14 protein-coding genes and 1 pseudogene are annotated in these 14,748 nt (G+C 59.9%); 6 read left to right on the plus strand and 9 right to left on the minus strand.

Translation table 11 applies throughout. From position 1 onward, the window contains the following. Positions 1-38 precede the first annotated feature (38 nt). Positions 39-710, minus strand: coding sequence for a DUF3313 domain-containing protein (locus AC1Z1G_RS14695; RefSeq protein WP_483620803.1), 672 nt, complete (start codon positions 708-710; stop codon positions 39-41). A 216-nt stretch (positions 711-926) separates the two neighbouring features. On the opposite strand from AC1Z1G_RS14695, the gene AC1Z1G_RS14700 reads away from it, so the two are divergent. Continuing rightward, on the plus strand, positions 927-3,287 hold the full coding sequence (locus AC1Z1G_RS14700; RefSeq protein WP_483620804.1) for a tetratricopeptide repeat protein: 2,361 nt from the start codon (positions 927-929) through the stop codon (positions 3,285-3,287). Between the two features lie 46 nt (positions 3,288-3,333). On the opposite strand, the gene AC1Z1G_RS14705 is transcribed toward AC1Z1G_RS14700, so the two are convergent. The 4 genes and pseudogenes from AC1Z1G_RS14705 to AC1Z1G_RS14720 form a co-directional block, all read right to left on the minus strand. Then, on the minus strand, positions 3,334-4,302 hold the full coding sequence (locus tag AC1Z1G_RS14705) for a hypothetical protein (RefSeq protein WP_483620805.1): 969 nt from the start codon (positions 4,300-4,302) through the stop codon (positions 3,334-3,336). A 135-nt stretch (positions 4,303-4,437) separates the two neighbouring features. Then, on the minus strand, positions 4,438-4,932 hold the full coding sequence (locus AC1Z1G_RS14710; protein ID WP_483620806.1) for a DUF934 domain-containing protein: 495 nt from the start codon (positions 4,930-4,932) through the stop codon (positions 4,438-4,440). After that, positions 4,929-6,602 carry a nitrite/sulfite reductase gene (locus AC1Z1G_RS14715; protein ID WP_483620807.1) on the minus strand — a complete coding sequence of 558 codons (1,674 nt, stop codon included), beginning with the start codon at positions 6,600-6,602 and terminating at the stop codon, positions 4,929-4,931. The genes AC1Z1G_RS14710 and AC1Z1G_RS14715 overlap by 4 nt, the downstream gene beginning before the upstream one ends. 244 nt (positions 6,603-6,846) lie before the next feature. Beyond that, positions 6,847-7,830: pseudogene (locus AC1Z1G_RS14720) on the minus strand (glycosyl hydrolase family 18 protein); the annotation flags it as partial. Between the two features lie 409 nt (positions 7,831-8,239). Between AC1Z1G_RS14720 and ccoN the strand changes: the two are divergent. The 4 genes from ccoN to AC1Z1G_RS14740 all read left to right on the plus strand — a co-directional run bounded on the left by ccoN (position 8,240) and on the right by AC1Z1G_RS14740 (position 10,952). Next, positions 8,240-9,667: a cytochrome-c oxidase, cbb3-type subunit I gene (ccoN, locus tag AC1Z1G_RS14725; RefSeq protein WP_483620808.1), complete on the plus strand. Its 1,428-nt coding sequence runs from the start codon at positions 8,240-8,242 to the stop codon at positions 9,665-9,667. A gap of 57 nt (positions 9,668-9,724) precedes the next feature. Further along, entirely contained in the window at positions 9,725-9,946 is a 222-nt protein-coding gene (locus tag AC1Z1G_RS14730) for a cbb3-type cytochrome c oxidase subunit 3 (RefSeq protein ID WP_347900569.1), read from the plus strand. A 156-nt stretch (positions 9,947-10,102) separates the two neighbouring features. Further along, on the plus strand, positions 10,103-10,519 hold the full coding sequence (locus AC1Z1G_RS14735) for a hypothetical protein (protein WP_483620809.1): 417 nt from the start codon (positions 10,103-10,105) through the stop codon (positions 10,517-10,519). A 37-nt stretch (positions 10,520-10,556) separates the two neighbouring features. Beyond that, a complete protein-coding gene (locus AC1Z1G_RS14740; protein WP_483620810.1) occupies positions 10,557-10,952 on the plus strand; it encodes a hypothetical protein in 396 nt (131 codons plus the stop codon). A 32-nt stretch (positions 10,953-10,984) separates the two neighbouring features. Here the strand turns inward: AC1Z1G_RS14740 and AC1Z1G_RS14745 are convergent, their stop codons facing one another. Continuing rightward, positions 10,985-11,479, minus strand: coding sequence for a hypothetical protein (locus tag AC1Z1G_RS14745; protein WP_483620811.1), 495 nt, complete (start codon positions 11,477-11,479; stop codon positions 10,985-10,987). A 69-nt stretch (positions 11,480-11,548) separates the two neighbouring features. Next, positions 11,549-12,319 carry a helix-turn-helix domain-containing protein gene (locus AC1Z1G_RS14750; protein ID WP_483620812.1) on the minus strand — a complete coding sequence of 257 codons (771 nt, stop codon included), beginning with the start codon at positions 12,317-12,319 and terminating at the stop codon, positions 11,549-11,551. 79 nt (positions 12,320-12,398) lie between these two features. On the opposite strand from AC1Z1G_RS14750, the gene AC1Z1G_RS14755 reads away from it, so the two are divergent. Continuing rightward, positions 12,399-13,091 carry an aspartate/glutamate racemase family protein gene (locus AC1Z1G_RS14755; protein ID WP_483620813.1) on the plus strand — a complete coding sequence of 231 codons (693 nt, stop codon included), beginning with the start codon at positions 12,399-12,401 and terminating at the stop codon, positions 13,089-13,091. A gap of 1 nt (position 13,092) precedes the next feature. Here the strand turns inward: AC1Z1G_RS14755 and AC1Z1G_RS14760 are convergent, their stop codons facing one another. Both AC1Z1G_RS14760 and AC1Z1G_RS14765 read right to left on the minus strand, forming a co-directional pair. Further along, the gene (locus AC1Z1G_RS14760; RefSeq protein ID WP_483620814.1) at positions 13,093-13,614 is read right to left on the minus strand and encodes a GNAT family N-acetyltransferase; all 522 of its coding nucleotides are present in this window, start codon (positions 13,612-13,614) and stop codon (positions 13,093-13,095) included. A 45-nt stretch (positions 13,615-13,659) separates the two neighbouring features. Next, positions 13,660-14,658: a LysR substrate-binding domain-containing protein gene (locus AC1Z1G_RS14765; RefSeq protein WP_483620815.1), complete on the minus strand. Its 999-nt coding sequence runs from the start codon at positions 14,656-14,658 to the stop codon at positions 13,660-13,662. Positions 14,659-14,748: the final 90 nt, after the last annotated feature.

Below are 14,748 nucleotides of genomic sequence, written 5' to 3' on the forward strand. Positions count from 1 at the left end.
GAGCCCTTACCCGCGAAGAGGCCCTCAGCCCCACCGCATCATTGGGACTTGAGCTTCAGGTACGACTGATGCAAATCCGAGGCCCAGCCATCGATGACGTTTTTCACATCCGTGGCTTTCATGACCTGAGAGTCGTTCGACAGGGGTTTACCGGTGCCCTTGCGCACCACCTGCGCGACGACGGCGTTGTTTGCCCCATCAAGGAACACCGCTTCGGTGGCCAAGGTGGTTTCCTGGTCACGGATGCCGCTGGCGGTGCTGACGGCAGCCGCGACCAACGCAATCGGGATCACTTCATAGGCATGCAGGCTTTCGGTCTTGCTGCTGACGGCGGTGATCGCGGCGCGAACCACAATCACCCCAGGGCCTGGGCCGTTCGCCAGCGGCAAGGACTTGCCCAGCTCACGCTTAAGCGCCTGGTCGTAATAACCGGTGATGCCACTCAGGGTGCTCTGAGGGATTTTCACCGTTGGCTGGGGTTTGGGGTAAAGCTGCGTCGGTTCGATGTAAACGCTGGTGAACTTGTTGATATTGAGTTTGGGGTCCATCCAGCGCATGACTTCTGCACCTGAGGGCGACTTGGCCTCCTTGAGTTGGCTGTAGTCCTTGAGAAAGCCGGAGTACTGTTCGGGCTCGACGACTTTGCTGGAACAACCCACCACCCCAATCGAGGCAATGCACAGTGTGCTCATCATTAACGCAAGCTTCATGCTGTAACTCCTGTCAAAAGAACCACAACGTTACGGGGGAAGAGAGTTACAGGTATAGCCAAAACCCGGCACACCGTGGTTAAAAAGCTGAAAATTCATACGGGCTGCGGGCAAATTCACACCGTTCATTTGACAGACACCCGGCTTGGGACAAAGCTGCAAACTGCTTGAAAGCGCGCCTCGACGGGCCAACGCCTCTGGACTACGGAAGTCGCAATGCCCACTTATAAGAAAAATGCCGACACGCCAAACCCTGATTCACAGCCCACCCTGATTAACCGCTACCTGTTCCCTGTCACCGCCGCGCTCTTGCTGCTGGCCATAGCGGGCATCGGCTGGTTTCTCTATGGCAGCCAGCCCCAGCCCATGGCCTACGCGCCGCCAAGCGCAACGGTTGCGACCCAGTCCAAGGCACTTCCTGCGCCCGCCACTCCCGCGCCACCGGCCACGATGGTCGATGAACAGCAATGCCAGGGCTGCCACAGCGAGCAGGTCAAGGACTGGCAAGGCTCTCACCATCAACTGGCGATGCAGGCAGCCACGGCCGACACCGTGCTGGGCGATTTCAACAACGTCCGCTACAAAGGTGAAAAAGAGACCACGGTGTTTTCGCGCAAGGAGGGTGAGTTCTGGGTCAACGCGCCCGGCACCGACGGCAGGCATGCCGACTTCAAGGTCGCCTACACCTTTGGCATTGCGCCGCTGCAACAGTATTTGATCGACGTCGGCGACGGTCGTTTACAAGCCTTGGGCGTGGCCTGGGATACCGAGAAGAACCGCTGGTTTCATCTCTATCCAGGCCAGGGCGTGAACTTCAAGAACCCATTGCACTGGAGCAAACCCAGCCAGAACGCCAACTTCATGTGCGTGGAATGCCACACCACCGGCTACAAACGCAATTTCGACGCCCAGGCCAATCGCTTCGCCAGCCAATGGAACAGCCTGGGCGTCGGCTGTCAGGCCTGCCATGGTCCGGCCTCCACTCACCTGCAATGGACGGCAAACAAGACCGACCTGATCCATGCCGGTTTTGCCGTGGACCTCAACGACAAGGACGCCACCACCGAGATCGAGACCTGCGCCCGGTGCCACGCCCGCCGCGCGCCATTGGGTGATGGCTTCACGGTCGGCAAACGCTTGATGGACGACTACCTGCCCAGCGTCCTGACCCGAGAGCTGTACGCGCTGGACGGCAAAATCAAGGACGAAGTGTTCGAACACGGCTCGTTCCTGCAAAGCAAAATGTTCGACAAGGGCGTGCGTTGCAGCAACTGTCACAACCCTCATAGCACGCAACTCAAGGCACCCGGCAATGGCGTTTGCCTGCAATGCCACAACACTGCAGGCAAGACCTCGATCGAGGGCGTCGACGGCAAGGGCCTGCAAGCGAAAAACTACGACGCCCCCGAACACCATCGGCATGTTGCCGGCCAACCGGGCTCCCAATGCGTGGATTGCCACATGCCTGGCAAGTTCTACATGGGCAACGACTTTCGCCATGATCACAGTTTCAGCCTGCCCAACCCGGTGCGCGCCAGGCAACTGGGTACACCGGATGCCTGCCTGACCTGCCACCAGGGCAAGGCCTCGGACACCATCACCGAGCAGTTCAAGCTCTGGAACACCAACGCCGCAGCCCAGCCGCCCCGTTACGATGAAAGCCTGTGGTTGATTCGCGGTGGCCATGCCGGTGCCGCGCAGGCGCTGTATGAACAATTGCAACGCAACGACCTGCCGGCGATTCAGCGCGCGACGCTGCTCAACGAACTGGTGCTGTACCCAAGCGAACAGGCCCTGAAACTGGCGACCCAAGACCTGCACAACCCACAACCCCAGGTGCGCGAAAGCGCGATTCACGCCATCAGCGCTTTCTTGCCTCCCGCTGAGCGGGTGCCACTGCTGTCACCGTTATTGAACGACCCGGTCAAGGCGATCCGCATCGCCGCCGCACGGGACCTGTTGAGTGTCGCCCAGGGTTTGGGCAGCGCCCAGGCACACTGGAATGCCGCGATTGCCGAGTACGAAGCCGTGCAGGTGAGCCTGGCCGAACGGGCCGAAGCCAACCTCAACCTGGCCATGCTGTACCAGGCCAGCGGGCGCACTGCGCAAGTCGAACCGATGCTGCGCACGGCCCTGAAGCGCGACCCGGACTTCTTCCCCGCGCTGGTGACCCTGGTGCAATGGCTGGAGGCCAGTGGACGCCGTAAAGAGGCTCAGGATCTTCTGGAGAAAAGCCTGAAAGAAAACCCCGAAGCTGCACTGCTGCAACACACCCAAGGCTTGGCATTGATACGCGCCGGCAACACGCCGCAAGCCATGTCGGCGCTGCGCACCGCCGCCCGCCTGGAACCTGAAAATGCTCAGTACGGTTACGTGCTCGCGGTGGCGCTGCACGACAGCGGTCAGGTCGATGCGGCTTGCGAGCAGCTTGAAAGCCTGCTCAAACGGCAACCGGCCAACCGCAATGCGCGGCTGTCGCTGATCCAGTACTACCTGGAGAACGGCCAGGAACCCAAGGCCCAGGTGTTGCTGCAAGGCTGGAAGAAACTGAACCCCGGGGACCCGGCGTTGAAGTGAGCAAGTTCAGCACCGTGGCGAGGGCACAATGCCCTCGCCACGTTCATCACCAGGTAGAGCCGCTACGCGCCGCGCGTTCACGCTGGGCGCTGAGGCGCATGGCTTTGATCAACGTCACCGTGCCCACCAGGAGAATCACGGCGCCGAACACAAAGTCGATGCCATACACATGGAAGTCTTTCAACGGCCCGACCAGAAACAACCGGATCGCCGCCACGCCAACCAGTGTGGCGAGAAAGTCGATGGCCGGTTCATCGCGATAAAACGCATGCATCAGTGGCAGGCAAACCACCAGCAGCAACAGCAGCACAATCAACTTGAACGAGCCTTTGCGCTCAATACTGAAGGCACACTCGTTGCTCTTGTAAGGCGTGTAATCGCTTTCCTGAACGAGGTTGCTCTTGGCGTTGAAGTAATCCAGCGGGTTGTACTTCTGCACCGGGGACAAGGTATTCGACAGGTCCATGGCGGTGGTGATGTGCCGGAACTTCAGGTCGATACGCTCAGTGCCCTTGATGATGTACAGCACCGGGCGGTAGCCGTAGCGGTAGACATCAAACGGAAATTTCGTCGCTTGCCCGAGCACTCGAATCGGGCGGCTTTCCAGGTCGGCGTAGGCATTGCGGTTGACCGAGTTGAAGTTGCGGCTCAGGGGCTTGATCTTCATCTCTTCGGGGATCAGGAAGGTGTCGGCGAACGACGATTGCAAGGGCTCAAGGCGCAGTCGCAGTTCGTTCTTGCCCAACTCGTACTTGTTGAACGTACGCTCGGAGACGTTGATCCAGCCCGAGACGGCGAACTCGCCTTGAGTGGTGTTCTTGACGACCAGCGCCAGGTGGTCCTTCTTGTAGTAGCTTTCGCCACTGGGTGGCGGGCTGCCGCACCAGGCACGACCGTCGAACAAATCCCCGTACTGCCCGTCGCGCACGTCCTGAAATACATAGACGTAGCCGCCCCACAACACCAACAACAATGCCAGTGATATCAAACCCAGAATTTTCTTGCCAACGCTCACAACGACCCCTCACTTCCCTATGATATTGCACGCGGCCGACAACCAGCCGGACGCGGACTCTACCAAAAGGCCATCATCGACCCAAGCACAACACGCCCGGGTGGATGATTCTGTGAGCGGACACCGCTTGGCGCGTCAGCGTCGACGAAACAACGGCCGTGGCTCGATCACCGAGCGGCCGTACGACACGCTCATCCCCGCCAGCCCTTTGAGGGCGTCGTCGGCGCACTTGTCTTCACGCACCGCGAACGCATCAAAACCGCATTGACGCATGTGGCTCAGTTGATCGCGCAGCACATCGCCAATCGCCCGCAACTCGCCTTGCCACCCCAGGCGGGTTCGCAACAGATACGCCTGGCTGTAAGCACGACCGTCGCGAAAACTCGGGAAGTCCAGCGCAATCATCGGCAAGAGTTTGAGCCACGGCTTGAGGCTTTCGACTTCATCGTCCGGCCCCAGCCAAACACCGTCCCGCGCCGGATGGTGCTCGATGCGACGGATCAGCCACAACGCCAGCGGCAGGATCAACGGCCCGTTCGGCAGGTCGTCGTCCAGGTTACGCACCAGCGTCCAGCAGTCATCGTCGACCCGGCGTGCAACCCCTTCTTCCAGTGTCAGCAGATTGTTCATGCCGTTTCCTCCATCGCCTTGGGGTAGATCCGCTCCTTGAACGGCTCCAGGCCAATGCGGTGCAAGGTGTCGACGAACAGTTCTTCACTTTCCCGGTAACGCACGAACGTGCCGATGATGCGTTCGATCACCTGAGGCACTTGCGCGGCACTGAACGAAGGGCCGATGACCTTGCCCAGCGCACTGTTCTTGCCCTGTGAACCGCCGAGCGTGACCTGATACCACTCGCTGCCGTTTTTATCGACGCCCAGAATGCCGATGTTGCCGATGTGGTGGTGACCGCAGGCGTTCATGCAGCCGGAGATGTTGAGGCTGATGTCGCCCAGGTCGTGGAGGAAATCCAGGTTGTCGAAACGCGCCTGAATCGCTTGGGCGATGGAGATCGACTTGGCATTGGCCAGCGCGCAGAAGTCACCGCCGGGGCAGGCGATGATGTCGGTCAGCAAACCGACGTTGGCGCAACCAAGCCCCCGCTCGCTGGCCAGGCACCACAGCGCATACAGGTCGGTCTTGGGCACATCCGGCAGGACAATGTTCTGTTCATGGGCAATGCGGATTTCGCCAAAACCGAACTGCTCCGACCAGTCGGCCACGGCGTCCATTTGCACACCCGTGACGTCACCCGGTGGCGAGGCCATGCCGGGTTTGGTCGACAGCACCACGCTGGTGTAGCCCGGCACTTTATGGGGCTGCACGTTGCGTGAAACCCAACGGGCGAAGGCCGGGTTCTCGGTCAGCCGCGTGCCAAAATCCAGGTCGGTGTCAGCCAGTTGTTCATACGTCGGCGGCACAAATGCGCTGGCGACCCGTTCATATTCATCGTCGGTCAACTGCGCCGGACCGTCCTTGAGGTGCTGCCACTCCTCCTCCACTTCCTTGGCAAACGCTTCGATCCCCAAGGCTTTGACAAGGATCTTGATCCGCGCCTTGTACTTGTTGTCACGCCGGCCGTGGCGGTTATAGACCCGCAGCACCGCCTCGACGTAAGACAGCAGGTGCTGCCACGGCAACCCTTCGCGGATCTGCAAACCAAGGATCGGCGTACGCCCCAGACCACCGCCGACAATTACCCTCAGCAGCATTTGCCCATCCGCTGCGGGGTAAAGGTACAGGCCGATGTCGTGCATCATGATTGCGGCCCGATCCTGTCTGGCCGAGCAGATAGCGATCTTGAACTTGCGTGGCAGATACAGGAATTCCGGGTTGATGGTCGACCACTGGCGCAGAATTTCCGCCAGCGGTCGCGGGTCGATCAGCTCATCGGCGGCAACACCGGCGAAGGCTTCGGTGGTGATGTTGCGCACGCAGTTGCCGGAGGTCTGGATCGCATGCATGTCGACCTCGGCCAGGCGTTGAAGAATGTCCGGCACATCCGCCAGTTCGATCCAGTTGAACTGCATGTTCTGGCGGGTGGTGAAATGGCCGTAGCCGCGATCGTAGTCGCGGGCGATGCTCGCCAGTGTGCGCAGTTGCCGAGCACCGAGGGTGCCGTAAGGAATCGCCACGCGCAGCATGTACGCGTGCTTTTGCATGTACAGGCCGTTTTGCAGGCGCAGGGGCAAAAACTCTTCTTCGCTCAAGGCGCCAGCCTGGAACCGCTCGACCTGATCACGAAACTGCGCGACCCGTTCAAACACCAGGGCCCTGTCGTACTCATCGTACTGATACATGTCGCTACCTCATCAAGGCTGATCGGGCTCTGCGGCTCGTTCAAAAGAGGGCGACTATGAGGGCCTCGGAGAAAACATTACAGATTCAGGCAACACCAAAAAAACCATATCAACGCAATGAATGGGATGCCCCGCGAGCGACACAACTGATCTGCAAACACAGAAGAGCCCAACCTGAAAAAAACGCCCGGCTGCCAAAAACAGCCGGGCGACAGCCCCTCACTCAAGGTTCATGCACCGCTCAATTGATCAAGTCCTTGTAGCTCTTCATGAAACTCCAGTTGTACGGCACACCCTGCCGGTCAGTCCCGCAATCCCAGTTGATCGACCAGGTCATGAGGCCCTTGATGGCATTGCCATCGGCCGCCAACGCCGCGAACGCTTGTTTCACAAAGGCCGGATCGGTGACAAAGCCGTTATTGGCCGCATCGACATTGCTGGGCAGGCCAATCACAAACTTGTCCGCTGGAATTCGGACGAAGCCGGACGTCCCCGTGACCAGCGCGGTGGTCAGGTAGTAGAGAAACGCTTCCTTGTGCAGATCATCGTCCTGCCTGATTGGTGACGGGGTGTGACCCGGGACGTCAATTCCGTCGCCCCACTGGTTGTAGTACTGCGGGGCAATGAAGTCGTAAACGCCGTCCAGCGCAACCAGATAAGGCACGTATTTCTGCCCGACCCTCAGGTACGGGAACTCGGGCGCCATGCTGATGATGAAGTGACTGCCCTGCGCGGCGTAGTGCTCCCGGACCAGTTTCAGCGCTGCCGGGATCACCGTATTGTTGTCGGCCGCGTCGACAGCAGACTGCTCCAGGTCGATATCCAGCCCGTCGAAGCCATAGACTTCGACCAAGCGGATGATTTCGCTGGCAAACGCCTGCTCCTGGCCCTTGTACAGTGCAATGTGTGAATCGGCGCCGCCCAGTGAAATCAGCACCGCACGCCCCTGCTGATTCAATTCCCCGACCTGACGGCGGAACACCTCATCGGTCTGGTTGTAAGGCCGGAAGGTGGGAATCCCGGCCCCTGTCATGAAGGAGACAACCACCACGTTGTAGTCCTGGGGAATATCCTTGAGCTCCACCGCCCCGCACAACCCTCCCTGATACCCCCCGCTCGGCCCCCAGTTCTGCCAATAACCCACCAATAGCTGCTTGCCGCGAATATCAGGCATCGCAGAGGCGTTATCGCCAGGTGCCTTGGGGCCTGTGTAGTTGAAGTCTTTCATCGGTTCACCTTTGAGGTCAGAACATCCTGTATGAAAGTGCCTCACCCCGGTCGCCATGACCTGACGAGGCACCCCTGCCGTCAACGCAACCTCTGGAACATACTGCCGTCCAATACGTCAGCAACCCCATTAAACACCCGGATTCAAGCCGCCGAAACTGTCGATTGGATCAACTATCCCTCCTGAAAAATCGCTTGAGCACGCCCCCGCAAGAGACAGAAACAGCATCAGGAGACGATCCATGAATACAGATCAGCCAGGCACATCCGGCTCATTTCGCTGCCTTTGAACTGATCCGTATTAATTGCGTTTTTCTGAGTCTGTATTGTTAATCCACGATTTCCTACAGTGCTATGGCATGCCAGACCGGGTGGCCTGGCAAGACTTTGCAACCGTGGAAGCATTGACCATGAGCACAGCAACAATCGGGCAGGCCTATAACTACAAGGTCGTCCGCCAATTCGTCGTGGCAACAGTGGTATGGGGCGTTATCGGGATGGCGATGGGCGTGTGGATCGCCTCGCAACTGGTGTGGCCGGAGGCCAACCTGGACTTGCCATGGACCACCTTCGGCCGCTTGCGTCCGCTGCACACCAGCCTGGTGATTTTCGGCTTCGCCGGTAGCGCGCAATTCGCCGCCAGTTACTACGCGGTGCAACGTACCTGCCAGGTGCGGTTGTACTCCGACAAACTGGCCGCGTTCACCTTCTGGGGCTGGCAAGCCGTGGTCGTGAGCATGCTGATCACCCTGCCGCTGGGCTACACCACCACCAAGGAATACGCCGAGATCGAATTCTCCGGCGCGGTGGGCATGGCAATCGTCTGGGTGGCTTACGCCATTGTGTTCTTCACCACCGTGGTGCAGCGCAAGACCAAGCACATCTACGTCGGCAACTGGTTCTTCGGCGCGTTTATCGTGGTGATCGCCATGCTGCACGTGGTCAACCACCTGTCGATCCCGGTGGACTGGTTCAAGTCTTACCCGGTTTACTCCGGTGCCACCGACGCCATGGTTCAGTGGTGGTACGGGCACAACGCGGTCGGTTTCTTCCTGACCACCGGTTTCCTGGGGATGATGTATTACTTCGTGCCGAAGCAGGTCAACCGGCCGGTGTACTCCTATCGCCTGTCGATCGTGCACTTCTGGGCGCTGATCACCCTGTACATCTGGGCCGGTCCGCACCACCTGCACTACACCGCACTGCCGGACTGGGCCCAGTCGCTGGGCATGGCCATGTCGCTGATTCTGCTGGCACCGAGCTGGGGCGGGATGATCAACGGCATGATGACCCTGTCGGGCGCCTGGCATAAGTTGCGCACCGACCCGATCCTGCGCTTCCTGGTGCTGTCGCTGGCGTTCTACGGCATGTCGACCTTCGAAGGCCCGATGATGGCGATCAAGACCGTCAACGCCCTCTCCCACTACACCGACTGGACCATCGGCCACGTACATGCCGGCGCGCTCGGTTGGGTAGCGATGATCACCTTCGGCTCGCTGTACCACATGATCCCGAAAGTCTTCGGCCGCGAGCAGATGCACAGCGTACCGCTGATCAACCTGCACTTCTGGCTCGCGACCATCGGCACCGTGCTGTACATCGCCTCGATGTGGGTCAACGGCATCACTCAGGGCCTGATGTGGCGCGCCATCAACGACGACGGCACCCTCACCTACTCGTTCGTCGAAGCACTGCAAGCCAGCCATCCGGGCTTTGTCGTGCGCTTCACCGGCGGAGTGTTCTTCCTCACCGGCATGTTGCTGATGGCCTACAACACCTGGCGCACGGTACGTGTCGCTGACCTGAAAGTGGCCGAGATCGACGCGCAGATCGCGTGACCCCACCCTCGACGCAAGCCCTTGGGCTTGCGTCCCTGACCCCAGGGAACCTTCGTCATGTTCGAAGTCATGTTGGACCTGTTGGGTGTGGCCTGCCTGTATTTGTCGGTCGAGTACTGTTTGAAAAACCAGTCGACCGAGAATCTGGACGATGCCAGCCTGATTCCCTTCGCCGATGACCCTGAAGTGGCCCGGCGCGTAGAACTGGCCACCGGCAAGACCATCAATGCGGTCGCCCCGGAAGAGGCCAAGCCAGGCTGGGGGAATGTGGAAATTTAAGCCCCAACAAAAGATCGCAGCCAGCAACCGGGGCTGCGATTTTTAGTTTCTGAACCCTGCCAAAACGCCTGAACCGCCCCCGCTTCACTCCTCAAAAATCCACTGCCCCGACGATTCGTCTAGAATCCGCCGCCTTATTCACAAGGACGTGCACGCATGAGCGCAAAACCGGCAGGGATGATCAGGGGTCTTTCAATTGTGTGTTTGACGCTGATGCTCAGCGGATGTGAGCTGCTCATGATCGCGGGCTGCATTGGCCGCTCTGACATCGAGATTCAACCCGACCGTCTACCGGTTGCGAAAGTCGGTAGCCCCTATCACGTGCGCCTTGAAGTACCCGAGAGCCAAGCTTCGGTAAGAGGCTTCTACGTAACCTCCGCCAAGCCTCTTCCCGCGGGCTTGGAACTGGTTTATCAAAGGCAGACGAATCAGGCCGAAATCAAAGGCATACCGACAACACCTGGCATTTATGAGGTCTCGGTTTACATCAGCAGCAACGGTACTCAATGTACCGGTCAAAGAGCAGAGCGGACCTATCAACTCCACGTCCTCGCCCCCACAGAGACTCAATGAAATGTGTGCGCAATTCATCAATCAAACAAGACAACAGATGAAACGTGCATCCTTTCTTGTTTTCTGCCTGCCGTTGATGCTCAGCGGATGTGAGCTGCTCACGATCGCGACGTGTGCAGGCCGCCCTGATATCGAGATTCAACCCGGCAACCTGCCCGTTGCAAATGCAGGTCAGCCCTACTTCGTGCGCCTGGAAGTGCCCGATACCCGCTCGCCGGTCAGCGGGTTTTATGTAGACCCCGCGATGCCTCTGCCCCAGGGACTGGAACTGGTGTATCTGGAGCAGACGAATCAGGCGCAAATCCAGGGCACGCCAGCAGCTCCAGGCGTTTACAAGGTCTCGGTGTACACCAGCAGTTATGGGACTCAATGCGTCGGTCAATCCGCGCAAAGAACCTACAAACTCAACGTCCACGCTCCCGCGAAAATTTGAAGCACACCGTCAGCCATTCCTGGAGAAACCCCTCAGCCTCGCTCGCGCGGAATCAGGCTCTGCAACTGCTGGGCAAGAAAGTTGGCGTCAAAGGCAAAGGTGTCAGGGTCTTTCAGGCCGTTGGTCTTGCGCCATTGCCAGTCGATGGCCGGTGGCAGGCACACCAGTGAAACGCTGCCATAACGGGCGGCCGTCAGGCCCATTACCGCCAGGGAGATCTGGCCGTTGGCGCCCATCACTTCCGGGACGAACTCCACCGGTTTTCCGGTGATCAGGATGCTCAGCTTCTCGGTCCTGAAGGTCGACGTCTCGACCGGCACGCTCGGCCCGAACGCCACATAGGCCTCGCGACTGACCTCCAGCAGACCCGGCGCCTTGACCAGCGCCAGCCACTGCTCGATCTGCCCGAACAGTTCATGAATGCGGATAGCCCACACCGACGATTGTGTTTCGAAAACCTGCTTCTTGTGCGCTTCACTGTCTGCATAGTGGCGAAGCATCTCAGCCAGTTGCTGTACGTCGTCCATTGCGCTGTTCCTTGGATAAACCGGTATTACGGACACTCAGCATGGCAGATGCCTGCCACCTGCGTACGACTAAAACCGGGCCCGGTACTGGCTGGGGGTCATGCCCAGCAATGTGCGAAACGCGCTGCCCATGTGCGACTGGTGGGCGAAACCGGTGTCCTGGGCGATGGCGGCCAATGGCAGCGTCGTTTGCTCGATCAAACGCCGGGCGGCCTGAACCCGGACTTCGACGAGGTACGCGTGGGGCGTCAGACCAATGGCACGGGTGAAGTCACGCAGAAAGCGCAGTTCGGTTTGCCCGCCCGTGGCCGCCAGTTGCGCCAGGGACAAGGGCTGGTCGAACTGTTCGGCGATCTGTTGCAATACTTTGCCGAACGTCCTGGGCATCACCCGCTCGGGTTTCTCAAGGATAGGCAGGCCGGCAAAGGCCAGCGCACATTCCTCTATCGCCATCTGTTCGGTGTGCGGATCCAGTAACAAGCGCCGCGCCGTTCGACCGAGCGCCAGGGCGCGGCCATGACCTTGGCACTGCACACGCCGCGAAGAAGAGAAACCCGACGCCGCACTGAAGGCCTCGCTCCAGCGCACCAGCAGGTACTCGCCTCCCGTGGCGGACTCGGAAAACACCTCGACGCCCGCCGGGGTGTAGGCCAGCACTCCGGGCAAGGTGTCGAAATCCACCCGCTGATCCGAATCAATCGAATGCACGCCACTCTGACGCTCAAGGCTCACGCCCAGGGTTTGCGCGGTCAGCGGATCACGTGCACTGTAGGCCGCACGCGGCAAGAGGTGCAGGCAGAGTTTGCCGCCCAACAAGGTTTGGCTCAGCGCAACCGGCATGTGAAATTTCCTGATAGATCGGGCCAAGGGATCACGGGACACTCGCTTGCACAGTGTTGACCAATAACAGGAGCATCGCATGCGCACCATCGGCCTTATCGGCGGCATGAGCTGGGAGTCCAGCGCCGAGTATTACCGGCTCATCAATCAACAGGTACGCGACCGGCTCGGGCCGCTGCGTTCAGCGAAGTTGTTAATGTACAGCGTCGACTTCGGGCCTGTCGAACAGGCTCAACATGCCGGACGCTGGGACGATGCCGCGGTGATTCTGGTGGACGCGGCCCGGCGTCTGGAAGCCGGTGGCGCTGAATGTGTGGTGCTGTGTACCAACACCATGCACTTGGTGGCCGAACAGATTCAGGCAGCGGTGTCCGTGCCCTTCCTGCACATTGCCGACCCGGCCGGGCATGCCGCCGTCGAGGCTGGCGCGCTGACCGTGGGCCTGCTGGGAACCGCCTTCACGATGGAGCAGGACTTCCTCAAGAACCGCCTCGCCGCCCAAGGCCTGCAAGTGCTGGTGCCCGACCCGGCCGAGCGCCAGGCCGTGCACCGCATCATCTATGAGGAATTGTGTGTCGGGGTCATCAGCGAAGCGTCACGCAGGGTTTACCAGCAGGTGATTGAATCACTGGCGGCGCGTGGCGCTCAAGCCATCATCCTCGGCTGCACGGAAATCAGCCTGCTGATCAAACCCGGGCACAGTGAGTTGCCGTTGTTTGACACCACCGGGTTGCATGCCCGGGCAGCCGTGGCGTTTGCCCTCGGCGATTGACTCAGGAGGCCTTGAGCGTGCGACGCAGGCGCGCCATGCTCAAGGCATTCACCAGCACACCGTCGCGCACGGCGTAATCGCGAAACAGGCCTTCGTCTTCAAAACCGAATTTGCGGTACAGGGCAATTGCCGCTTCGTTATCGGCGTACACCGACAGTTCGACCCGTTGCAGGTTCATCCAGTTGTCTGCGATCTCCAGCACCGCCGCCAGCAGCTTCGTCCCCACGCCCTGCCCCTGCCAGGCGACCGCCACGCCCATGCCGACATTGGCGCAATGGCTGCGACGCACCCGCGAGAACTGCTCCAGGCCAATGTTGCCGATCACCTGCCCCTGATGCAGCGCCACCAGTTGCACCACGCGCTCGTTGTCCGATGCCAGGCGTTTGCGCCAGACCTCGGTGGACTGAAACGGCGTTTGCAGCACCTGGCGTGCGACCGCAGGGTCGTTGTACAGCGCGGTGATGCCTTCGATATGGTGTTCGTTGAAACGCTCGAGGGTAATGACAGGGGCTGTATCGGGCATGACGGCTCATCCATGAATCAAAGGGTGGCCGTCGAGTGTAGGGGCTTAGCCCGCTTTTGCACCACCCTCTTCAAACCACTCGCGCCGCTCGCTGAAAGTGTTCTGGATCAAGTCGACAATCAACTGCACTTGCAGCTCATGCTGCGACTGCACGTTGACGGCCATCCACACCTGACGCTGCATGGGTTCCATGAACAGCCCCGGCAATGCCGTCAGCCCCCGATCAAAACGGCTGATGTACCCCGGCAGCAGACCAATGCAGGCGCTGCAGCGAATCATCTCCAGCATCAGTTCATAGGAATCGACCTGGGCAACGCCCGCCAGGCGCTGGTCGACCAAGGTATTCCACGGGAGAAAACTGCCGATCTGCCGATCATGTTGCCACTGCACCAGCATGTAGTCGGCCAGGTCATCGGTGCTGTCCGGCCTGGCGGCAACCCGCGAATAACGCTTGGCAATGTGCGGCAGGTAATCCAGACGCGCCAATGGCCACGGTTCGGTAATCGCAAAACTGGGCCCTGGCAACGGTGAGTCAATGCTGGCCAGCCACAGCACCACATCGGCGCTGATGGCTTGCAGGGAGAGTTCGCTGTCCAGAGAGATGATCTCCAGCCGGACGCTGGCGTTGCGGCGCAGCAGGGAAATCAGGTCACGGCCAAGAATGTCATGCAGGATCGACTCGGCCACCGCCAGGCGAATCAGCGGTTGCTCGATCACCGGCAACTTGCGCTCGTGAGCCAGCGCCACCAGTTGCGCCTGCAATTGCTGCCCTTCGCGGCTCAGGGTCAAGGCACTGCCCTGATAGCTGAACAGCGAGCGACGCAACAGCCCCTCGAGGTGGGCCAGTTGCTTGCGCAGCAACGTGGATTTGATATTGAGGCTGCGCGCCGCCTGCATGAAGCAACCGCATCGGGCACTGACCAGAAAATACTGGGCAACGTCCGGGTCGATGTCGTCGGCCAATGCCAGCCAGGCATCGGGGTTGGCGTTCGTGGCGCGATAGTCGTTAACACCCAGGCGTCCTGTGGGTTCTATGAATGACATCGATGACTCCCTGTCGATCTTGTTGGGGTGAGCGTCCATTGCGTTTGCAACTGATGATTCAGACGGTTGCCGGGCAACCGACCGCAGGCA

This window comes from Pseudomonas sp. JL27(2026) (assembly GCF_056933555.1).